22 protein-coding genes are annotated in these 19,502 nt (G+C 65.5%); 14 read left to right on the top strand and 8 right to left on the bottom strand.

From position 1 onward, the window contains the following. Nucleotides 1-90: 90 nt before the first annotated feature. Together DNX69_RS09650 and DNX69_RS09645 are read right to left on the bottom strand one after the other, a co-directional pair. Entirely contained in the window at nucleotides 91-1,401 is a 1,311-nt protein-coding gene (locus tag DNX69_RS09650; protein WP_110785773.1) for a dihydroorotase, read from the bottom strand. Between the two features lie 19 nt (nucleotides 1,402-1,420). Continuing rightward, a complete protein-coding gene (locus DNX69_RS09645) occupies nucleotides 1,421-2,374 on the bottom strand; it encodes an aspartate carbamoyltransferase catalytic subunit (protein ID WP_110785772.1) in 954 nt (317 codons plus the stop codon). A gap of 191 nt (nucleotides 2,375-2,565) precedes the next feature. Between DNX69_RS09645 and ipdC the strand changes: the two genes are divergently transcribed. Further along, nucleotides 2,566-4,197, top strand: coding sequence for an indolepyruvate/phenylpyruvate decarboxylase (ipdC, locus tag DNX69_RS09640; RefSeq protein ID WP_110785771.1), 1,632 nt, complete (start codon nucleotides 2,566-2,568; stop codon nucleotides 4,195-4,197). Between the two features lie 78 nt (nucleotides 4,198-4,275). Beyond that, entirely contained in the window at nucleotides 4,276-5,925 is a 1,650-nt protein-coding gene (locus DNX69_RS09635; RefSeq protein ID WP_110786052.1) for an acyl-CoA dehydrogenase family protein, read from the top strand. Between the two features lie 133 nt (nucleotides 5,926-6,058). Here DNX69_RS09635 and DNX69_RS09630 read toward each other — a convergent pair whose 3' ends face one another. Beyond that, nucleotides 6,059-6,445: a YchJ family protein gene (locus DNX69_RS09630; RefSeq protein ID WP_110785770.1), complete on the bottom strand. Its 387-nt coding sequence runs from the start codon at nucleotides 6,443-6,445 to the stop codon at nucleotides 6,059-6,061. Nucleotides 6,446-6,466: 21 nt separating this feature from the next. Beyond that, complete coding sequence (ruvX, locus tag DNX69_RS09625; RefSeq protein WP_110785769.1) at nucleotides 6,467-6,949, bottom strand: Holliday junction resolvase RuvX; 483 nt, start codon at nucleotides 6,947-6,949, stop codon at nucleotides 6,467-6,469. Nucleotides 6,950-7,118: 169 nt separating this feature from the next. On the opposite strand from ruvX, the gene DNX69_RS09620 reads away from it, so the two are divergent. The 3 genes from DNX69_RS09620 to DNX69_RS09610 all read left to right on the top strand — a co-directional run bounded on the left by DNX69_RS09620 (nucleotide 7,119) and on the right by DNX69_RS09610 (nucleotide 8,788). Next, nucleotides 7,119-8,195 carry an NAD(P)H-dependent flavin oxidoreductase gene (locus DNX69_RS09620; protein ID WP_110785768.1) on the top strand — a complete coding sequence of 359 codons (1,077 nt, stop codon included), beginning with the start codon at nucleotides 7,119-7,121 and terminating at the stop codon, nucleotides 8,193-8,195. 87 nt (nucleotides 8,196-8,282) lie between these two features. Next, on the top strand, nucleotides 8,283-8,570 hold the full coding sequence (gene gatC / locus DNX69_RS09615; RefSeq protein ID WP_110785767.1) for an Asp-tRNA(Asn)/Glu-tRNA(Gln) amidotransferase subunit GatC: 288 nt from the start codon (nucleotides 8,283-8,285) through the stop codon (nucleotides 8,568-8,570). A gap of 11 nt (nucleotides 8,571-8,581) precedes the next feature. After that, nucleotides 8,582-8,788, top strand: coding sequence for a hypothetical protein (locus DNX69_RS09610; protein WP_110785766.1), 207 nt, complete (start codon nucleotides 8,582-8,584; stop codon nucleotides 8,786-8,788). Between the two features lie 2 nt (nucleotides 8,789-8,790). Here DNX69_RS09610 and DNX69_RS09605 read toward each other — a convergent pair whose 3' ends face one another. Together DNX69_RS09605 and DNX69_RS09600 are read right to left on the bottom strand one after the other, a co-directional pair. Further along, nucleotides 8,791-9,078: a BrnA antitoxin family protein gene (locus DNX69_RS09605; RefSeq protein ID WP_110785765.1), complete on the bottom strand. Its 288-nt coding sequence runs from the start codon at nucleotides 9,076-9,078 to the stop codon at nucleotides 8,791-8,793. Next, entirely contained in the window at nucleotides 9,032-9,313 is a 282-nt protein-coding gene (locus DNX69_RS09600; RefSeq protein ID WP_110785764.1) for a BrnT family toxin, read from the bottom strand. Before DNX69_RS09600 ends, DNX69_RS09605 begins: the two co-directional genes overlap by 47 nt. A gap of 178 nt (nucleotides 9,314-9,491) precedes the next feature. Here DNX69_RS09600 and gatA point away from each other — a divergent pair, with 178 nt between their 5' ends. Beyond that, nucleotides 9,492-10,970 (top strand): Asp-tRNA(Asn)/Glu-tRNA(Gln) amidotransferase subunit GatA, encoded by a 1,479-nt coding sequence (gatA, locus tag DNX69_RS09595; RefSeq protein ID WP_110785763.1) that lies wholly within the window; start codon nucleotides 9,492-9,494, stop codon nucleotides 10,968-10,970. 77 nt (nucleotides 10,971-11,047) lie between these two features. Then, nucleotides 11,048-12,154 carry a sensor histidine kinase gene (locus DNX69_RS09590; RefSeq protein WP_110785762.1) on the top strand — a complete coding sequence of 369 codons (1,107 nt, stop codon included), beginning with the start codon at nucleotides 11,048-11,050 and terminating at the stop codon, nucleotides 12,152-12,154. Between the two features lie 51 nt (nucleotides 12,155-12,205). Here the strand turns inward: DNX69_RS09590 and DNX69_RS09585 are convergent, their stop codons facing one another. Beyond that, nucleotides 12,206-13,141, bottom strand: a complete 936-nt coding sequence (locus DNX69_RS09585) for a GlxA family transcriptional regulator (RefSeq protein WP_110785761.1) — start codon at nucleotides 13,139-13,141, stop codon at nucleotides 12,206-12,208. Between the two features lie 100 nt (nucleotides 13,142-13,241). On the opposite strand from DNX69_RS09585, the gene DNX69_RS09580 reads away from it, so the two are divergent. The 7 genes from DNX69_RS09580 (at nucleotide 13,242) to DNX69_RS09550 (ending at nucleotide 18,357) form a co-directional block, all read left to right on the top strand. Next, on the top strand, nucleotides 13,242-13,745 hold the full coding sequence (locus DNX69_RS09580; RefSeq protein ID WP_110785760.1) for an isochorismatase family protein: 504 nt from the start codon (nucleotides 13,242-13,244) through the stop codon (nucleotides 13,743-13,745). A gap of 111 nt (nucleotides 13,746-13,856) precedes the next feature. Then, complete coding sequence (locus DNX69_RS09575; protein ID WP_110785759.1) at nucleotides 13,857-14,264, top strand: DUF7662 domain-containing protein; 408 nt, start codon at nucleotides 13,857-13,859, stop codon at nucleotides 14,262-14,264. Further along, complete coding sequence (locus DNX69_RS09570; RefSeq protein ID WP_110785758.1) at nucleotides 14,242-14,658, top strand: type II toxin-antitoxin system VapC family toxin; 417 nt, start codon at nucleotides 14,242-14,244, stop codon at nucleotides 14,656-14,658. The genes DNX69_RS09575 and DNX69_RS09570 overlap by 23 nt, the downstream gene beginning before the upstream one ends. A 27-nt stretch (nucleotides 14,659-14,685) precedes the next feature. Then, on the top strand, nucleotides 14,686-16,170 hold the full coding sequence (gatB, locus tag DNX69_RS09565; protein ID WP_110785757.1) for an Asp-tRNA(Asn)/Glu-tRNA(Gln) amidotransferase subunit GatB: 1,485 nt from the start codon (nucleotides 14,686-14,688) through the stop codon (nucleotides 16,168-16,170). Nucleotides 16,171-16,694: 524 nt separating this feature from the next. Beyond that, nucleotides 16,695-16,832 (top strand): histone H1, encoded by a 138-nt coding sequence (locus tag DNX69_RS09560; RefSeq protein WP_110785756.1) that lies wholly within the window; start codon nucleotides 16,695-16,697, stop codon nucleotides 16,830-16,832. 674 nt (nucleotides 16,833-17,506) lie between these two features. Next, the gene (locus DNX69_RS09555) at nucleotides 17,507-17,773 is read left to right on the top strand and encodes a sel1 repeat family protein (protein WP_110785755.1); all 267 of its coding nucleotides are present in this window, start codon (nucleotides 17,507-17,509) and stop codon (nucleotides 17,771-17,773) included. Nucleotides 17,774-17,910: 137 nt separating this feature from the next. Then, on the top strand, nucleotides 17,911-18,357 hold the full coding sequence (locus DNX69_RS09550) for a cache domain-containing protein (protein WP_110785754.1): 447 nt from the start codon (nucleotides 17,911-17,913) through the stop codon (nucleotides 18,355-18,357). Between the two features lie 52 nt (nucleotides 18,358-18,409). Here DNX69_RS09550 and DNX69_RS09545 read toward each other — a convergent pair whose 3' ends face one another. Then, nucleotides 18,410-19,405, bottom strand: a complete 996-nt coding sequence (locus DNX69_RS09545) for a Bug family tripartite tricarboxylate transporter substrate binding protein (protein ID WP_110786051.1) — start codon at nucleotides 19,403-19,405, stop codon at nucleotides 18,410-18,412. Nucleotides 19,406-19,502: the final 97 nt, after the last annotated feature.

Below are 19,502 nucleotides of genomic sequence, written 5' to 3'. Positions count from 1 at the left end.
CAGTCTGTATGTGCGACTCTGGATTGCTTCGCTTCGCTCGCAATGACGAAGAGAAATGATTTCATTCGATCCGCACATCGAAGGCCTCCCTCAATGCGCGCCGACGTGCTCATAGACGGTGCGGCCGCCGACGATGGTGCGGATGACCCGGCCGGAGAACCGCGCTTCGTCGAACGGGGTGTTCTTGCACTTCGATTTCAATTCGTCCGGATCGACGAGCCACGGCACGTCCGGATCGACCACGATCAGGTCTGCGGGGCTGCCTGCGCGCAGCGTGCCGCCGGGCAGGCCGAGCAGTTCGGCCGGGCGGGTCGACATCGCGCGGATCAGGCTCAAGAACTCCAGTTCACCGGCATGCACCAGCCGCAGCCCGGCCGGCAGCATCGTCTCCAGCCCGATCGCGCCGGCGGCGGCTTCGGCGAACGGCAGCCGCTTGACCTCGACGTCCTGCGGATTGTGGTCCGACATCACCACGTCGATCAGCCCGGAGGCGAGCGCGGCGATCAGCGCCTTGCGGTCGTCCTCGGTGCGCAGCGGCGGCGCCAGCTTGAGGAAGGTGCGATACGGGCCGATGTCGTTCTCGTTCAGCGCGACGTGGTTGATCGACACCGACGCCGAAACCGGCAGTCCAAGATCGCGGGCACGCTGCAAGATCTCCAGCGACTCGATGCAGGTCAGCGACGCGGCGTGATAGCGGCCGCGGGTCAGCATCACCAGGCGGATGTCGCGTTCGAGCATCACCGTCTCGGCCGCATTTGGAATGCCGGCGAGGCCGAGCCTTGTGGCGAATTCGCCCTCGTTCATCACGCCTTCGCCGACCAGATCCGGGTCTTCGGTGTGATGGACGATCAGCGCATCGAAATCGCGCGCGTAAGTCAGCGCCCGGCGCATCACCTGGGCGTTGGTGATGCTGAGATCGCCGTCGCTGAACGCCACCGCGCCGGCGGCCTTGAGCAGGCCGATCTCGGTCATTTCGGCGCCGCCGAGTCCCTTGGTGATCGCCGCCATCGGGTGGATGTTGACGATCGCGGTGTCGCGGGCGCGGCGCATCACGAAGTCGACCGTCGCCGAATTGTCGATCACCGGGCTGGTGTTGGGCTGGCAGACGATGGTGGTGATGCCGCCGGCGGCCGCGGCCTGGCTGGCGGACGCAAACGTCTCCCGGTGGCTGGCGCCGGGCTCGCCGACGAAGGCGCGCATGTCGACCAGACCGGGCGCGACCACCATGCCGGCGCAATTGACGATGTCGGTGCCTTCGGGGACGCCGGCGGCGCCGATGCCGCGGCGGGCATCGCGGATCACGCCGTCGGCGATCAGCACGTCGCCGATGCCGTCGAAGTCGCGTGAGGGATCGATCAGGCGGGCGTTGGCGAGCAGGATCGGGCGGCGATCGGTCAGCATGGTGTTTCCCGTTCCGGCATCAGGCGTTCGGCAGGTTGCGGGCGAGCGCTTCGAGCACCGCCATGCGCACCGCCACGCCCATTTCGACTTGTTCGCGGATCACCGACTGGGCGCCGTCGGCGACGATCGAGTCGATCTCGACGCCGCGGTTCATCGGGCCCGGGTGCATCACCAGCGCATCCGGCTTGGCGTAGGCCAGCTTCTTCTGGTCGAGCCCGAAATAGTTGAAATACTCGGCCGACGACGGCACGAACGAGCCGTTCATGCGCTCGCGCTGCAGCCGCAGCATCATCACGATGTCGGCGCCGTCGAGCCCCTCGCGCATGTCGCGCGCGACCTCGACGCCGAGCCGCTCGATGCCGGCGGGCAGCAGGGTGGAGGGGGCGACGATACGGACGCGGGCGCCCATCGTGTTCAGCAGCAGGATGTTGGAGCGGGCGACACGCGAATGCATCACGTCGCCGCAGATCGCCACCACCAGGCCTTCGAGCCGGCCCTTGTTGCGGCGGATCGTCAGCGCATCGAGCAGCGCCTGGGTCGGGTGTTCGTGGGCGCCGTCGCCGGCGTTGATCACCGAGCCGTCGACCTTGCGGGCCAGCAGTTCCACCGCGCCGGAGGCGTGATGCCGGACCACCAGGATGTCCGGGTGCATCGCGTTCAGCGTCACCGCGGTGTCCATCAGGGTCTCACCCTTGCGCATCGACGACGACGACACGCTCATGTTCATCACGTCGGCGCCGAGGCGCTTGCCGGCGATCTCGAACGACGATTGCGTCCGGGTCGAGGCCTCGAAGAACAGATTGACCTGGGTTCGGCCGCGCAACGAGGTGCGCTTCTTGTCGACCTGCCGGTTGAGCTCGACATACTCCTCGGAGAGGTCGAGCAGGCCGGTGATGTCGGCGGCGGAAAGCCCTTCGATTCCCAGCAGATGCCGGTGACCGAGGACGAAAGTTGATTTTGGGGCGGGGGTCATTAAAGCAAGAGCTATAGGGAGAGTTGGATAGCCGGGCAAGCGACAACGGGGCTGGGCCTGGAATAATCCCCCGGCGTTATCGAGCCGCCGGCATTTATGCTGTGCCGGGCGTGATCATGGCGTGCGGTTGGTCGAAGGTCGCAAGCTCTGGTAAATCGGTCCGCCCCCTTTGTGCCCATCCAGGAGCTTCCATGCCGACGCTTGCGACCGCGCTGCTCGACGCCCTCAAGGATCACGGTGCCCGAGAGATTTTCGGCATTCCCGGCGATTTCGTGCTGCCGTTCTTCAAGGTCATCGAAGAGAGCGGAACGCTGCCGTATGTCACACTGAGCCACGAGCCGGCGGTCGGCTTCGCGGCGGACGCCGCGTCGCGCTATCGCGGCAGCATCGGCGTCGCGGTGGTGACCTATGGGGCCGGCGCCTTCAATCTCGTCAACTCGATCGCCGGCGCCTATGCCGAGCGCTCGCCGGTGGTGGTGATCGCCGGCGCGCCGGGGGCACGCGAGCGCACCAGCGGCTATCTGCTGCATCATCAGGTGCGCACCGTCGACACCCAACTTGCGGTATTCAAGGAAGTCACCTGCGATCAGGCCGTGCTGAGCGATCCCTCGACCGCGCCCGCCGAGATCGCCCGGGTGCTGCGCAGCGCGCTGGAACTGTCGCTGCCGGTGTACATCGAATTTCCCCGCGACATGGTCGACGCCAAGGTCGACCCGGTGCCGAAGCTGCCGCGGCGCGAGGCCGACGCCGGTGCGCGGGACGAATGCGCCGAAGAAATCCTGGATCGCATCGCCAAGGCGAAGTCGCCGGTGATGGTGGTCGACGTCGAGATCCGCCGCTACGGCGTGGAGCAGCAGGTCGGGGCGCTCGCCCGTAAGCTCGGCCTGCCGGTGGTGACGACGTTCATGGGCCGCGGCCTGCTCGAAGGTGCCGACGACGTGGTCGCCGGCACCTACCTCGGCGCCGCCGGCGATCCGGACCTGTCGGCGCTAGTCGAGGGCGCCGACCTGGTGCTGATGTTCGGTGTCATCCTGTCGGACACCAATTTCGCGCTGTCCTCGAACATGACCGATCCGCGCCGCACCGTGCTGGCGAGCGGGCGCGAGGTGCAGATCGGCCACCACGTCTATCGCGACCTGCCGCTGGCTGATCTGATCGCTGGGCTCGATGCCCACGCCTCGCAGCATCCGCCGCGGCCGCGCAAGGTCGGCAAGGGGATGGCTTATCCGCGCGGGCTCTCCGCCGATGCGTCGCCGATCGCGCCGTCGGACATCGCCACCGCGATCAACGACCTGTTCGACCGGAACGGCAAGATGCCGATGACCGCCGACATCGGCGATTGCCTGTTCACCGCGATGGAGATCGACAACACCGCGCTAGCAGCCCCGGGATACTACGCCGGCATGGGGTTCGGCGTGCCCGCCGGCATCGGCGTCGCCGCGACCGGCTTGCGGCCGCTGGTGCTGGTCGGCGACGGCGCGTTCCAGATGACCGGCTGGGAGCTCGGCAATTGCAAGCGTTATGGGCTCGATCCGATCGTGGTGCTGTTCAACAATTGCAGCTGGGAAATGCTGCGGGTGTTCCAGCCGGAGTCGAAGTTCAACGATCTCGACGACTGGCATTTCGCCGATATCGCCAAATCGATCGGCGGGGTCGGGACGCGGGTGACGACACGGGCCGAACTCGCCGCCGCGCTGCAGTGCGCGGTCGAGCGGCGCGGGGTATTTTCGTTGATCGAAGTGATGCTGCCGCGCGGCGCCACCTCGCACACGCTGGCGCGGTTCGTCACCGGCTTCAAGGCGGCGCGCGAACGGATGAAGTGAGGGCGCGGCGATCCGGCGTGTCCTCGGGGCGGTTTTCTGCGTAACATGCGCGCGAATCCGCATCGCTCCAGGACCGACATGACGCAGCCTTCCTTCGCCACCCACGAGGTGTTCAACCAGTCGCCGCCGCTTCCGGACATTAACCTGTTCGGTGCTGACCGGCCGCTGCTCGAGGCGGTCACCTTCAACCAGGGCGCCAACGCCCATGTCGAGCTCGAAGCCTTCGGCAAGGCGTGGGGCACCACCGAGATGGTCGAGCGCGGCCGCCTTGCCAACGAATACACCCCGAAGCTGAAGACCTTCGACGCCAAGGGCGTTCGCCGCGATCAGGTCGAATTCCATCCGTCCTATCACGAGCTGATGGGCGAAAGCTTCAAGGCCGGCCTGCACAACTCGACCTGGGACGCGAACGGCAAGCCCGCCGGCAACGCCTCGGAAGTGGTCCGCGCGGCGAAGTTCTACATGGCCGCTCAGGTCGAGACCGGCCATCTCTGCCCGGTGACGATGACCCGCGCTTCGGTCGCAGCGCTCGGCGCGCAGCCGGAGCTGCTGGCGCAGGTGATGCCGGTGCTCGGCACCCGGCAATACGATCCGGGCTTTGCGCCATGGACCGCCAAGCGCGGCATGAGCATCGGTATGGGCATGACCGAGAAGCAGGGCGGCACCGATGTGCGCACCAACGCGACGCGCGCGTTCCGGGACGGCGACGCGTACCGCATCGTCGGCCACAAATGGTTCATGTCGGCGCCGATGTGCGACGCCTTCCTGGTGCTGGCCCAGGCTGACGAGGGGTTGAGCTGTTTCTTCATGCCGCGCTTTGCGCCCGACGGTTCGGTCAACGAGATCCGCTTCCAGCGGCTGAAGGACAAGCTCGGCAACCGTTCCAACGCATCGTCGGAGGTCGAGTTCACCGGTGCCTACGCGCTGCCGGTCGGCGAGCCCGGTCGTGGTATCCGCACGATCATTCAGATGGTGCAATTGACCCGTCAGGATTGCGCGATCGCCTCGGCTGGCCTGATGCGGTCATCGCTGGCGCACGCGCTGCACCACGCCCGGCATCGCACCGTGTTTCAGAAGAGTCTCGCCGACCATTCGCTGATGATTTCGGTGCTCGCCGACATGGCGCTGCAGGTCGAGGCTTCGGTGGCGCTGGTGATGCGGTTGTGCCGCGCTTTCGACGAGGCTCCGCGCGATTCCTTTGAAGCGGCCTACATGCGGCTGCTGACGCCGGCCGTGAAATACTGGATCTGTAAATCGGCGCCTCCCTTCGTGTACGAGGCAATGGAATGCCTCGGCGGCAACGGCTATGTCGAGGACGGCATCCTAGCGCGGCACTATCGCGAGGCGCCGGTCAACGCGATCTGGGAGGGCTCCGGCAACGTGATGTGCCTCGATGTGCTGCGGGCGATGTCGCGCGAGAGCGACGCCGGCACCGAGGTGCTGCAGGCGCTGATTCAGGATACGTCGGCGCTCACCGGCGGCCCGAGCGCCGCCGGCCTGATCGCCCGCGCGTTGCTGCAGGTCGACAACGAGCGCACCGCGCGGCTCGCGGTCGAGATGCTGGCCAAGCTCGCTGCGGCTGCCGCGCTCAATGAAATCCATCCGCCGCACGCCGAGCTGTTCGCGCGGACCCGCCTGACGCCGGAGCCGGCGAGCCTCTACGGCGCCGCCGATATTCCGAGCGAGATTGCCAAGGGACTGTTGGGGCGCGTGCTGCCGGAGATGTGAGGCGGCTGGTGCTCATACGGCACCGCTAACTCCGTCATTGCGAGGAGCGCAGCGACGAAGCAATCCATGAAAAGTGCTCGGCCTCCTGGATTGCTTCGCCTTCGGCTCGCAATGACGGGGATGGGGCGTTTATTCAGTCGACCGCTTCGCCTTCCGAGAAGTACCAGCGGCCCCGTACCTTGCGGAATTGCGAGCGTTCATGATGGCTCTGTTCGGGGCCGCCGCTGCGGCGAAAGCGGGCGATGAATTCGACGGTGCCGCGGTTGCCTTTCTCGCTACTGCCGAGCACGCGTAGTTCGAGGAAGTCCGACTCCTCCATCCAGGCGCGGTTGACGTCGTGATCGAACAGGTCGCGCCGCTCCGGGTCGGTGGTCTCGACGATGTAGTCGAAGTCCTTCAGCGCGTAGGCCGCGTAGCGCGATCGCATCAGCGCTTCGGGCGAAGCTGCAGGCCGCGCGCGGGCGAGCAGGGGACCGCAGCACTCGTCGTAAGTCTTTCCCGAGCCGCACACGCAATTCATCGCATCGATCCTGTTGCCGGCTCACTCGGCTCGGCGCAGCGCCGCGAGCCGGTCGAGCGCGCCCTGCAGGATGAAGATCGCGGCGTGCTCGTCAATGACCTTGGCCCGTTTCGCCCGGCTGACGTCGTTGGCGATCAGCTCGCGCTCGACGGCGGCGGTCGACAGCCGCTCGTCCCATAGCCCGATCGGCAGTTCGGTGAGCCGGGAAAGATTGCGGGCGAAGGCGCGGGTCGACTGCACGCGCGGGCCTTCGCTGCCGTCCATGTTGAGCGGCAGGCCGAGCACGAAGCCGCAGGCGCTACGCTCGGCCGCCAATGCCAGCAGCCGCGCCGCATCGGCAGTGAACGCCTTGCGGGCGATGGTCTCGACGCCGGTGGCGAGCTTGCGGTCGGGATCGGACGCCGCGACGCCGATCGTCTTGGTGCCGAGGTCGAGGCCGAGCAGGCCACCGCGCGCCGGCCAGTACGCGGCGGCTTCGATCAGAGGAAGGATGAGGGCAGGCATGGCGTCCGCATAGCATGCGCACAGGGGTTGCGAAAACGTCCTTTGGTGCTTCTGCTCCGATAACGACGCCGTAGAACCGCCATGGAAGATACCGGTGGCGAGGTGTAGAACGGACGCTGGCCGGCAACGACGCTGCGCTGCCTTTTCCTTTCATCGCGAGAGCCTGACCATGTGGCCGGATCGCCGTCTCCTCGACCTGTTTGCTATCGAATGTCCGATTCTGCTCGCCCCGATGGCGGGCGCGATGGATGCGGAACTCGCCGTCGCCGCGGCGCGCGGTGGAGCGCTGGCCTCGCTGCCGTGCGCGATGCTGACGCCGGACAAAACCCGCGAGCAGGTCGGGATCTTTCGGCAACAGATCGCTGCTCCGATCAATCTGAACTTCTTCTGTCATCAGGCGGTGACGCCGGACGCGGCGCGCGAACAGGTCTGGCGCAAGCGGTTGACGCCTTATTTCACCGAGCTCGGGCTCGATCCGGCGATGCCGGCGCCCGCTGCGAGCCGGGCGCCGTTCGATCCGGCGATGTGCGCGCTGGTCGAGGAGCTGAAGCCGGAGGTCGTCAGCTTCCATTTCGGCCTGCCTGAAACTGCGCTGCTCGATCGCGTCAAGGCGACCGGTGCCAAGGTGATCGCGTCGGCGACGATCGTCCGCGAGGCGATCTGGCTCGAGGAACACGGCGTCGACGCGGTGATCGTGCAGGGTGCCGAGGCCGGCGGCCATCGCGGCATGTTCCTGACCGAGGATATGGCGCGGCAGCCGGGGTTGTTCGCGTTGCTGCCGCAGGTGGTCGATGCCGTGCATGTGCCGGTGATCGCGGCCGGCGGCATCGCCGATGGCCGCGGCATCGCGGCGGCGTTCGCGCTCGGCGCGGCCGGCGTGCAGATCGGCACCGCGTATCTGCGCTGCCCGGAATCCCGGACCAGCGCGCTGGTGCGGGCCCAGCTCGCGCAGGGCACCGATGAAGCGACCGTGATCACCAATGTGATGACCGGGCGGCCGGCTCGCGGCGTCTCCAATCGTCTGATGCGCGAGATCGGACCGGTGTCGCCGGACGCGCCGGTGTTCCCACACGCGGCCTCGGCCCTGGGGCCGCTGAAGGCGGCGGCTGAACAGTATGGAGCGACCGACTTCACCAATCTGTGGGCCGGGCAGGCGGTGCGGCTCGGCCGCGACATGCCGGCGGCGGAGCTCACCCGCGCGTTGGCCGGTGCGGCTGTGGCGCGCCTCAGCCAGCTCGCGGGCTGAGGTGGCGGGCGGCGCACCGAGGTTGCGACGCGAAACCCGGCTCTGCTATACGGCGGAGGTCGATATCTCGTAGAAGGGCCTTATCTTATGTCGGTCGATGCTGCCACCGTCCGCCGCATTGCGCATCTGGCGCGGATCGCCGTGACCGACGACGAGGTGCCGCATCTGCAGGGCGAGCTCAACGCGATGCTGGCCTTCGTCGAACAGCTTGCGGAAGTCGATGTCGATGGTGTCGAGCCGATGACCTCGGTGACGCCGATGCAGATGAAGAAGCGTGCCGACGTGGTCACTGATGGCGATATCGCCGATCAGGTGGTGGCAAATGCCCCGGCTGCCGAGGATCACTTCTTCCTGGTTCCGAAGGTGGTCGAATAAAGGACGCGCCAATGTGCCTGCTGTGCGACGACGAGAGTGCCTATCAGGCCTATATGGACTACCTCGACGCGATGGGGCGGCAGGGCAAGGTCGTCGACGCCGACAAGGCGATGGAGGCGGTGCTCGACCAGTTGCAGGCCGCCGATAAGGCCCGACGCAATGCGCCCGAGAACGACAAGACGCTGTCGCCGTTCTTCTGCAGCCCGGTCAATAAATAGGCTCAGGCCTTCTTGAGCTTCCGCACCCGGCGAAGGTCGGCATTGATCTGCGACTGCCAGCCGCGGCCGAGAGCCCGATAGGCATCCAGGACATCGGCATCCAAACGGAGGGTGACGGAGCTTTTCGGTTGAGTGCCCAGCGGCGGTCGACCCCGACGGACGATCTTGCCATCGATCCGGTACTCCGCACGATCGAGCATTTCATCGGTCAGCTCCGGGGCGTCGTCGGGATCGACCCATGGCTTACGTCTGCTTGAAGCGCTCTCGGAGCTTTTTCGCTTCTCCGGCATGGCAGTACCTCATTGAGATGATGTGGCGGTCTTCTCCGCGAGCAGTCCATACGATCATGACAGGCCTGCCGTTCAGCCATCCGGCGGTGATCTGCCTGAGCTCGCCGTGTCCCTTCTGCTCGCTGTCAAAAGTGGCCGAGTCTCCGGCAAACACCTTCGCCGCGTCAGTGGCGAAATCGATCCCACGCTCCCGCAGGGTGACGTCCCGTTTCGCCGGATCAAACGTGATTGCCATTGAATTATGTAACTACAATAATCTTGCCGTCAATGGCCCGACTGTAGCTGTGGCGGGCAGAGCGGCGCAATCGCTTCATTTCCCGGAGGCGCTGTGCTAGCCAGCGCTGCAACAAGCCGCACGATCGCGGCGCCCGTGACCGGCCTGTCGCCGGCTTTATTCTGGCGTGCCCTGAACCATGACCGACCTGACTTCGCTGACGCTGGCCGAGGCTCGCGATGGCCTCGCAAACAAGTCCTTCACCGCGGTCGAACTGACCGATGCGCACCTCGCCGCGATCGAAGCCGCGCGCGTGCTCAACGCCTATGTGCTGGAGACGCCGGATCAGGCGCGGCAGATGGCACAGGCGGCGGACGCGCAGATCGCCAAGGGCGAGGGGGGCCCGCTGGCCGGGCTGCCGCTCGGCATTAAGGACTTGTTCGCGACCAAGGACGAACGCACCACCGCGTGCTCCAAGATTCTCGGCGATTTCAAGCCGACCTACGAGTCGACGGTGACGACGCAACTGTGGCGCGATGGCGCGGTGCTGCTCGGCAAGCTCAACAACGACGAATTCGCGATGGGCTCGTCGAACGAGACCTCGTGCTTCGGCCCGGTGATCAATCCCTGGCGGCGTGCGGGCTCCGACGCCAAGCTCGTGCCGGGCGGATCGTCCGGCGGCTCGGCCGCTGCGGTCGCGGCCGGCCTTTGCCTCGGCGCCACTGCGACCGACACCGGCGGCTCGATCCGCCAGCCCGCGGCCTTCACCGGCACGGTCGGCATCAAGCCGACTTACGGCCGCTGCTCGCGCTGGGGCATCGTCGCATTCGCGTCGTCGCTCGATCAGGCCGGCCCGATCGCCCGCACGGTGCGCGACAGCGCGATCCTGCTGCGCTCGATGGCTGGCCATGATCCGAAGGATACCACCTCGGTCGATCGTCCCGTGCCCAACTACGAGGCCGCGGTCGGCGGCTCGGTAAAGGGCATGAAGATCGGCATTCCGAAGGAGTACCGGCTCGACGGCATGCCGGCCGAGATCGAGAAGCTGTGGAGCCAGGGCGCCGATTGGCTGAAGGCCGCGGGCGCCGAACTGGTCGAAGTGTCGCTGCCGCACACCAAATACGCGCTGCCGGCCTATTATATCGTGGCGCCGGCGGAGGCCTCGTCGAACCTCGCGCGTTACGACGGCGTCCGCTACGGCATGCGTGTCAACGGCCGCAACATCAACGAGATGTACGAGAACACCCGCGCCGCCGGCTTCGGCGCCGAGGTCAAGCGGCGCATCATGATCGGCACCTATGTGCTGTCGGCCGGCTATTACGATGCTTACTATCTGCGCGCCCAGAAGGTCCGCACGCTGATCAAGCGTGACTTCGAGCATTGCTTCGATCAGGGCGTCTCCGCGATCCTGACCCCGGCGACGCCGTCGGCCGCGTTCGGAATCGGCGAGAAGGGCGGCGCCGATCCGGTCGAGATGTATCTGAACGACATCTTCACGGTGACGGTAAACATGGCCGGTCTGCCGGGCATCGCCGTTCCCGCCGGAAGCGACTCGCAGGGGCTGCCGCTCGGTCTGCAATTGATCGGTCGCCCGTTCGACGAGGAGATCTTGTTCTCGCTCGGCGAGGTGATCGAGCAGTCGGCCGGGCGGTTCACGCCGGCGAAATGGTGGGCGTAAGCGCGCCGCCTCTGGGCGGGTTCCGGATTGCGTTTGTCTGGCCCGTTGGCCATTCTCTTCCGGGGCAGGGGTGTTAAATGAGCGCTGACGACGGTCAAGTTCCACCGCAAGGTGTCGATCAGATCCTTGGATCGCCGAGGCTCGTCGCGGCGATCGAAAGCGACCGCTACAAGCACCTGCTCGACAACGTTCCGGTCGCGATCGCGGTGTCGCAGGGCTTTGGCGAAGACCAGCGGGTCGTCTATATCAATCAAGCCTTCGAGGCCCTGACGTTGCTGTCGAAAGCCGAGGTCTACGGCCATGGATGGTCGTGCCTCGACGGTTTCGCCGACCAGGACGATGCCGGCCGCACACTCGGCGCAGCGATCCGCGACGGCGAGGAGTTCGTTGGCGTCTTCCGCCAAGCCGCGCTTTCCGATCGGTTGCTGATCGTTCAAGCCTATGTGGCTGCCATTGAGAGTGACGACGGCATCGAGAATTATCGGATCGCGGCGCTGGTCGATGTCGGCGGCCGGGAGCGGGCGCAGATCGAGCGGTTCGAAAGCCAGATTCGCGAGCGCGACACCCTGATGCGCGAGCTGCAGCACCGGGTGAAGAACAATCTGCAGCTGATCACGGCGCTGGTTCGTCTCGAAGCGCGCTCCGCCGCGGAAGGTGAGACCGTGGCGCTGGCGCGGCTCGCCAGCCGGATCGATGCGCTGACCGTGCTCTATCGGGTGCTGTCGGACGACAATACGAGTGTCGATGGCGGGCAGATCGATCTCGGGCAGTATCTGTCGGATATTGCCGATGCGGTAATCCACGCCAACGCGGCGAGCGGTGTCAATTGCGAGGTCAGCGCCTGCTATTGTCCGCTATCCGTCAACGTCGCGATGCCGGCCGGACTTCTGGTCAACGAGATGCTGACCAACGCGCTGAAATACGCTTTCGTCGGTCGGAGCGCCGGACGGATCAAGGTGGTCTGCAGTGCCGAGGCAGGGCGCGTCTCGGTGGTTGTGTCGGACGATGGCGTGGGTTTGGCGGAAGGGCAGCAGTGGCCGTCTCCGCGCAAGCTCGGTGCGCTGATCCTGCAGACCCTCAAAGAGAATGCGAGCAATGTCTGCTTCGAGGTGAAGACCATTCGGGGGCAGGGCACTTGGTTCACGCTGACCTTCGAGGCTGCGTCAGCACTCGCGCCAAACTAGGGTTTTCCGACCGCCGTCCTTCGGGCCCTTCGGTTGCAGCAGAGCGGGCGGTCAGTCCAGTCTTTGCCGTGCAAGCCATTGCCGTGGCGTGATCCCGAGCTCGGCGCGGAACGCCGCGCGCAGCGCTGCGGCATCCGGAAAGCCACAGCGCGCGGCGACGTCTTCGAGCCCGCGCGCGCCGCCGGCAAGCAGATCCTGCGCGCGTGCCAGGCGGACGCGGCGAAGCCAGTCGCTGAGATTGCCGCCGGTTCGCGCACGGATGTGCCGGGTAAGGCTGCGTCGGCTCATGCCAGCGCGCAGCGCCAGCTCATCGAGCGATGGCGCGGACGCCGGATCGGCGCGCAGCGTCTCCAGAAGATCGATGATCCGGCGATCGGCAGACGAGCCGATGGCGGGACGCTCGATGAGTTGTGGCTGTTCGCCGGCGCGCTGCGGGGCAACGACGAGGTGCCGGGCGACACGATTGGCTTCGGCCGTGCCCGAGATCCGGCCCAGCAGGTGAAGGCAGCAATCGAGGCCCGAGGCGACACCTGCCGAGGTCAGAATCTGTCCCTCGTCGACGAACAGAGCGCCCGGATCGACAGCTACGTCGGGATAGCGAGCCGTGAGGGCATCAACGCACGCCCAGTGCGTCGTGGCGCGACGGCCGTCGAGCAGGCCGGCTTCGGCGAGGCCGAATGCGCCGAGGCACAGGCCGACCACGATCGCCCCGCGCGCCTCGGCGGCGCGTAGTTCGGACGTGATCTCCGCAGGCACCGGTTCATTCGCGTCCCGCCACCCCGGCAGGATGACGATGTCGGCGTCGCGCGCGGCTTGCAGCGGCTGCGGCGCTTCGATCGTCAGACCGCCGGTCGCAGAAAATCGCGGCTGCGCAGCGCAGACATCGACCCGATGACCGCCGGCGAGAAACGGCTCGCCGAACACCGCGAGCGGTGTCGACAGCATGAACGGGCTGATCTGGTCGTAGGCGATGATGGCGAGCCGCATTGGCCCAATTTAGCCGGAAAATGTCTATCAGGCCACTGATCCGTGGTGGCGCGGCGGCCTAGAGGAAACGAGCGTTTCCACGGCCAACAGGGAGATATCGATGGCGCGCGCATTCCTCGTGATCGACATTCAGAACGACTACTTCACCGGCGGTGCGTTGCCGCTGTGGCAGGCGGAGGAGACCGAGGCGCGTCTCGTCGCGGCGATCGGCAAGGCGCGGGCGGCGGGCGATCGCATCATTCTGGTCCAGCACATCTCGACCGCGGCGCAAGGCCCGTTCGCGGCCGGCAGCACCGGCGTCGCGATCCGTCCGGCCATTCTGACGGCGACCGGCGACGCGCCGATCGTCACCAAAGATGTCGCCGACGCATTTCAAGATACTGACCTCGCGACGCATCTCGATGGGATCGATCAACTGCTGGTCGCCGGCATGATGACGCAGAACTGCGTGGTGTTCACCGCGATGTCGCGGAGCGCCGACGGTCTCCGCATCAAGGTCGTCAGTGACCTCTGCACCGCGCCGACCGCGGTTGTGCATCAGATCGCGCTGAATGCTCTGGCGTCGAAGATCGACGTTGCCACAGCCGCCGAGGTGTGGACTTAGCGTCCGGGTAAGGTCTCTTCGGAGGCGTAGTTTAGGCCATTTCCGCGGCCAAAATCTAGACTTTCGCCGCTCCAATAGTTACTATGACCATTGCGACGGCGGAGTTCACTCATGGGTAAATATGAGCCGCTGACCGAGTTCCTCAAGCAACAGACCGGCAGCGAAGTGCGGATGAGCTTTGCGCAGATCGAGCGCGTGATCGGCAGCAGGCTGCCGCCGGTTGCGCAGCGCCATCGTGCGTGGTGGAGCAACTCGCCGACCAACAATGTGATGACCAAGGCCTGGCTCGACGCCGGCTTCCGCAGCGAGCAGGTCGACATCGACAGCGGCGAACTGGTGTTCCGACGCGACGAGCAGGGCGAGGCACCGCCTGCGACACCCACCGCAAAGACCGGACGCCATCCGTTGTTCGGATGGATGAAGGGGACGGTGACGATCCCGCCTGGCGTGGACTTGACCGAGCCGGCAGATCCCGATTGGGCAGATCGGATCGATCGTGAATATCCCCCTCTTATTTGATACCTGTGCGGCGATCTGGATCGGAGAAGATCAGCCGATCGCACCAGAGGCAGCCGCGATGATGAATCGAGCGGTAGCGGCTGCCGAACCGGTTTACGTCTCGCCGATCACCGGTTGGGAGATTGGGTTGCTCGTGTCGCGAGGGCGACTGAATTTGCTCGCCAGCCCGCGTCGTTGGTTCGAGCGGCTGATGCAGGCGCCAGGACTGCAGTTGGCGGGTTTGACGCCGGATATCCTGATCGCCTCGTCGTTTCTTCCCGGTGTTCCGCCCCGCGATCCGGCTGACCGCATCTTTGCCGCGACCGCCCGCGAATACGGCTATCGGCTGATCACGCGCGATCGGTCGTTGTTGGCATATGCCCGGGAAGGGCATATTCAGGCGCTGGCTTGTTGAATCTGCGCCCGTCGAAAGGCTTCTCCCATGAACGCACCTGTCAAACCTTCGAAGCTCGTCAAGGGCGCCACCGGCGATTGGGAAGTCGTGATCGGGCTCGAAATCCACGCCCAGGTGTCTTCCAAAGCCAAGCTGTTTTCCGGCGCGGCCACCGAATTCGGCGGCGATCAGAACACCCACGTTTCACTGGTCGACGCGGCGATGCCCGGCATGCTGCCGGTGATCAACGAGGAGTGCGTGCGCCAGGCCATCCGCACCGGGCTCGGGCTGAATGCCAGAATTAACCTGCGGTCGGTGTTCGACCGTAAGAACTATTTCTATCCGGACCTGCCGCAGGGCTACCAGATCAGCCAGTACAAATCGCCGATCGTCGGCGAGGGCGAGGTGATCATCGATCTCGAGGGCGGCTGGACCGCTACGGTCGGCATCGAGCGGCTGCACCTGGAGCAGGACCCGGCGAAAATGCTGCACGACAAGTTGCCGTCGCAGTCCCTGATCGATCTGAACCGCTGCGGCATCGCGCTGATGGAGATCGTCTCCAAGCCCGACATCCGCGACGCCGAGCAGGCGATGGCCTATGTCGCCAAGCTGCGCAGCATCATGCGCTATCTCGGCACCTGTGACGGCGACATGGAGAAGGGCAGCCTGCGCGCCGACGTCAACGTCTCGGTACGCCGGCCGGGCGAACCTCTCGGGACCCGCTGCGAGATCAAGAACATCAACTCGATCCGGTTCATCGGCCAGGCGATCGAATACGAGGCGCGTCGCCAGATCGGCATCCTCGAAGACGGCGGCAGGATCGATCAGGAGACCCGGCTGTTCGATGCGGGCAAGGGCGAGACGCGGTCGATGCGGTCGAAGGAAGAGGCGCACGACTATCGCTACTTCCCCGATCCGGATCTGCTGCCGCTGGAGTTCAGTCAGGCTTATGTCGACGAGCTCAAAGCGGATCTGCCGGAACTGCCCGACGCCAAGAAGGCGCGGTTCGTCCGCGACCTCGGACTGTCGACGGAAGATGCAAGCGTGCTGGTCAGCGAGCGCGAGAGCGCCGAATTCTATGAAGCAATGCTGGCGCAGCTGCAGGACAAAGCCCGCGACGGCAAGCTCGCCGCCAACTGGGTGATCAACGAGCTGTTCGGCCGCCTCAACAAGGAGGGCCGGTCGATCGATGCATCTCCGGTGTCGGCGGTGCAGCTTGCCGCGATCGTCGAGCTGATCGGCGACGGCACCATCTCGGGCAAGATCGCCAAGGAATTGTTCGAGATCGTGTGGACCGAGGGCGGTGATCCGCGCGTGCTGGTGGAACAGCGCGGCATGAAGCAGGTCACCGATCTGTCGGCGATCGAGAAGGTGGTCGACGACATCGTCGCTGCCAATCCCGACAAGGTGGCGCAAGTCGCGGCCAAGCCGGCGATGCTCGGCTGGTTCGTCGGCCAGGTGATGAAATCCTCCGGCGGCAAGGCCAATCCGCAGGCGGTCAACGACCTGCTGAAGCGCAAGCTCGGCCTCTGAAGCGTCGCCTTGGTCGTCGCGCGCGAGCCGCCGCGATGACGTTTCGCCCGCCCGCGACAGCGTTGGCATTCGCGAATCAGCCGCATCCTTTGGTGCAGAAAACCCCTGTGCCGGAGCGCTTGGACGCTCCGGCGCCGCGTCGTGCGTGAAAATTTTTTCGTTGCCAAAGACTGCGACTCAGATTCTGCAGCCGGCGTTGCGTCACCGACTCGACGCTCGGCGAGCTTCGGAAAAGTAGTTAGTTGGCTCGATATGTGAATTGATAAAACCGCTGTGGCACAGAGGTTTTTTGCGGTCTTGACAAATGTCGATGCAGGTTTTTCGCGCATAAGTCGGCTCGTTCGGCCGATCCTGCGGCGCCTCGTTCACTAAGACTGCCTGTGCGCGAGGGACAACTCCCATCAACTCTTCCTTAAGCGGGACACTGTTTTTTTCAAAGCGTTGGTGTATTCGGGAATTAGTGCATCTCGATTCCCGAGTGCACGCAGCAGCAATCGAGCGATCTGACTTGATCGGAGGGCAACATGGCCAAGAAAGCAGTGAAGAAGGCGGCGACCAAGAAAGCGGCGCCGAAGAAGGCGAAGGTCGCCAAGAGCGCGGTGAAGAAGACCGCGAAGAAGACCACCAAGAAGGTTGCCAAGAAGGCCGCCAAGAAGAAGTAAGCTCGCTTTCGAGCGAGTGCTGGCGGGTGACTGCCGGCAGCGTCACAGGACGGGCTCTTCGCAACGCGACACGAGCCGGGACCTAGTCGACGAGAGGGTGTCGGCGAGACATCAGGTCAGACGGCCGGATCCGATAGCGGCAGGGGTCACCCCGGCGGCGAAGGGCCCGGTAGAAGAAACGGTTTTTCTTCGAACGGTGCGGACGCAAGGTCCGCAGTTTCATGGGCGGCGAGCCGCGTGTGAGATCTGAACCTGACGTGTTCGCCGACGCCCTCGTTGTTTGTGGGGCTTGTTTCCCCCGCCGGCACGGTCCGGCCTATCCAGTTCCATCTCAGACATCGACCGAGTTCCGATCAGCCTGCGGCAGCTGCGTTGCGTCCGCAGTCGGAGCTGTCGTTTCCCCAGGCGGTTGCGGCGATGGTTATCGGTTCGCCAAACCGGAGGGTAAACCGTCCCTCACCGAACTCGAAAAACCGTTGCGGCACAGGCATTTTCTGAAAGGGCCTGCGCCGGGTGCCGCGCCGCGTTCAGAAATCGTTCAGCGCAACGCTTAAACTGCTCTTCAAATTTGATCGGTCATCATTGCCCCATAACACGCCGGGGCACGGCGGTGGGGACGACAGACAGAGGACAGGAGCCGCCCTCGCTTCGGCGGCAAAAGATGGAGATCAAAGATGCTGCAGGGACATCTGAATATCGAAACCGCGATGCCGATCGAAGCCGGGGAGAACCCCGATGCGCTGTTCGACCTCGGTCTGTTGTTCGCCTCCGGCCGCGGCGCGCCGGTCGATCTGATCGCGGCGCACAAGTGGTTCAACCTCGCCGCACTGAAGGGCCGGGCCGACGCGATTGCCTATCGCCGCGAACTCGCCGAGCTGATGTCGGCGGACGAGATCGCAGTCGCCCAGCGCGAAGCCCGCGCCTGGATCGCCTCGCACTGAACGCTCGCTTTCCGCTGATGGGATGCGGCGCTTGGTATCGCCTTATGGTTCGTCCTAAGTCGCGCTGACCGCCGCAACTGACCGCAGATATCTTCTCCTCATGCTCCACAAAGCGAGCCTTCAGAGGAGGAGATGCTATGAAACTCAGATCAGTATTTTGTCTCGTCGCCGGCGCCAGCCTGTTTGCCGCCGCGGCCGCGTTCGCCGGCGAGTTCGGCACCGCCGACGAAGCCAAGGCGATGCTCACCAAGGCCGCAGCCGCCGTGAAGGCCGACAAGGCCAAGGCGCTCGCGGAATTTGCCAAGGGCGAGGGCAGTTTCAAGGACCGCGACCTGTATCCGTTCTGCGGCGGGCCGGACGGTCTGTTCACCGCGCACCCGACCCTGACGGGCAAGAGCCTGAAGGATCTCAAGGACAAGACGGGCAAGCCGCTCGGCGAAGAGATCTACGCAGCCGCCAAGGACGGCGAGGTCAAGGAAGTCGCCTATATGTGGCCGCGCCCGGGCCAGACCGATCCGGTTCAGAAGGTGAGCTTCGTTACCAAGATCGGCGACCAGACCTGCGCGGTCGGCTACTACAAGTGACGCCTTTGGGGCGGCGACACGGCGGCAGTGCGATGCTCGCGCCGCCGGATCTTTACTGCACCTTGATGCCGGCGGCCCGGATCACCTCGGCCCAGGCGCGCTTCTCGTCGGCGATCTTCCGGCGTAGCGCGTCGGGGGTGGATGCTTCCGGCGTCATCATTTGGCTTTTGAGCTTTGTGATCACCGCTGGATCTTCCAGTGCTGCTTCGACCTCGCGGTGGATCGCGGCGATCAGTTCGGGCGAAGTCCGGGCCGGCGCGATCAACGCGTTCCAGGCATCCGACTGCACGTCGATGCCGCTCTCCTTCAAGGTCGGCACGTCGGGAAGGAACGGCGAGCGCTCCGGTGTGGTCACGGCCAGGATCTTGACTGTTCCGGCCGCCTGCTGCGGCGCCACCGAAATAGCTGGCAGGCAAGCGGCCTGAACGTCGCCGCGGATCAGCGCGGTCATTGCGTTCGGCGAGCCGGCATAGGGGATGTGCACCATCGCGGCGCCGGCCTTCTGAGCGATCGCTTCCATGCACAGCTGCGACAGCGAGCCGGCGCCGATCGACGCATAGGCGATGCCGCCCTTTTCGCTTTTCACCCTGGTGAGAAACTGGCCGACGTTGTCGATGTTGGCGGTTGCCGGCACAGCGAGCACGCTCGGCATTCGGGTGAGCAGTGTCACTGGCGCGAGATCGCGCTCGGGATCGTAGGGCAGTTTCGGAAACAGCAACGTGTTGATGGCGAGCGGCCCGGGGATCGAGATCCCGAGCGTCGCGCCGTCCGGTGCCGCCTTGGCAACAGCGTCGGTGCCGATGTTGCCGGAGGCGCCGGGCTTGTTCTCGATCACGAAGGTGGAGCGCGGGTGCCGTGCATGAAGTTGATCGGCGAGCACCCGGCCGACCAGATCCGGCGTTGACCCCGCGGCGAACGGCACGACGATCCGCACCGTCGGCGGTGGCCACGCGGCAGCTTCCCCGGCGGCACCGTTGATCGTGCCGAGCGCGATGCCAAGCATCCAGAGCGTCGGCGGCAGGGTCCGGCGGAGGAGGTGTCCCAGCATTGCATCGGTCCCGTAAAGAATGATACCCGGATTTCGCCCGCGCGGTGCCGTGCTGCGGTCGGCCATGTGATGGCGCGGACCATAGGGGGAATTGGCC

Source organism: Rhodopseudomonas palustris (assembly GCF_003226555.1).
Lineage (GTDB): Bacteria > Pseudomonadota > Alphaproteobacteria > Rhizobiales > Xanthobacteraceae > Rhodopseudomonas > Rhodopseudomonas palustris_I.
This window is presented reverse-complemented; position numbering and strand designations above follow the sequence as displayed.

What these genes read in the sequence shown, in the direction of transcription:
- DNX69_RS09650 (WP_110785773.1), bottom strand. Translation starts at nt 1,401, where the DNA reads ATGCTGACCGATCGCCGCCCGATCCTGCTCGCCAACGCCCGCCTGATC.
- DNX69_RS09645 (WP_110785772.1), bottom strand. Translation starts at nt 2,374, where the DNA reads ATGACCCCCGCCCCAAAATCAACTTTCGTCCTCGGTCACCGGCATCTG.
- ipdC (WP_110785771.1), top strand. Translation starts at nt 2,566, where the DNA reads ATGCCGACGCTTGCGACCGCGCTGCTCGACGCCCTCAAGGATCACGGT.
- DNX69_RS09635 (WP_110786052.1), top strand. Translation starts at nt 4,276, where the DNA reads ATGACGCAGCCTTCCTTCGCCACCCACGAGGTGTTCAACCAGTCGCCG.
- DNX69_RS09630 (WP_110785770.1), bottom strand. Translation starts at nt 6,445, where the DNA reads ATGAATTGCGTGTGCGGCTCGGGAAAGACTTACGACGAGTGCTGCGGT.
- ruvX (WP_110785769.1), bottom strand. Translation starts at nt 6,949, where the DNA reads ATGCCTGCCCTCATCCTTCCTCTGATCGAAGCCGCCGCGTACTGGCCG.
- DNX69_RS09620 (WP_110785768.1), top strand. Translation starts at nt 7,119, where the DNA reads ATGTGGCCGGATCGCCGTCTCCTCGACCTGTTTGCTATCGAATGTCCG.
- gatC (WP_110785767.1), top strand. Translation starts at nt 8,283, where the DNA reads ATGTCGGTCGATGCTGCCACCGTCCGCCGCATTGCGCATCTGGCGCGG.
- DNX69_RS09610 (WP_110785766.1), top strand. Translation starts at nt 8,582, where the DNA reads ATGTGCCTGCTGTGCGACGACGAGAGTGCCTATCAGGCCTATATGGAC.
- DNX69_RS09605 (WP_110785765.1), bottom strand. Translation starts at nt 9,078, where the DNA reads ATGCCGGAGAAGCGAAAAAGCTCCGAGAGCGCTTCAAGCAGACGTAAG.
- DNX69_RS09600 (WP_110785764.1), bottom strand. Translation starts at nt 9,313, where the DNA reads ATGGCAATCACGTTTGATCCGGCGAAACGGGACGTCACCCTGCGGGAG.
- gatA (WP_110785763.1), top strand. Translation starts at nt 9,492, where the DNA reads ATGACCGACCTGACTTCGCTGACGCTGGCCGAGGCTCGCGATGGCCTC.
- DNX69_RS09590 (WP_110785762.1), top strand. Translation starts at nt 11,048, where the DNA reads ATGAGCGCTGACGACGGTCAAGTTCCACCGCAAGGTGTCGATCAGATC.
- DNX69_RS09585 (WP_110785761.1), bottom strand. Translation starts at nt 13,141, where the DNA reads ATGCGGCTCGCCATCATCGCCTACGACCAGATCAGCCCGTTCATGCTG.
- DNX69_RS09580 (WP_110785760.1), top strand. Translation starts at nt 13,242, where the DNA reads ATGGCGCGCGCATTCCTCGTGATCGACATTCAGAACGACTACTTCACC.
- DNX69_RS09575 (WP_110785759.1), top strand. Translation starts at nt 13,857, where the DNA reads ATGGGTAAATATGAGCCGCTGACCGAGTTCCTCAAGCAACAGACCGGC.
- gatB (WP_110785757.1), top strand. Translation starts at nt 14,686, where the DNA reads ATGAACGCACCTGTCAAACCTTCGAAGCTCGTCAAGGGCGCCACCGGC.
- DNX69_RS09560 (WP_110785756.1), top strand. Translation starts at nt 16,695, where the DNA reads ATGGCCAAGAAAGCAGTGAAGAAGGCGGCGACCAAGAAAGCGGCGCCG.
- DNX69_RS09555 (WP_110785755.1), top strand. Translation starts at nt 17,507, where the DNA reads ATGCTGCAGGGACATCTGAATATCGAAACCGCGATGCCGATCGAAGCC.
- DNX69_RS09550 (WP_110785754.1), top strand. Translation starts at nt 17,911, where the DNA reads ATGAAACTCAGATCAGTATTTTGTCTCGTCGCCGGCGCCAGCCTGTTT.
- DNX69_RS09545 (WP_110786051.1), bottom strand. Translation starts at nt 19,405, where the DNA reads ATGCTGGGACACCTCCTCCGCCGGACCCTGCCGCCGACGCTCTGGATG.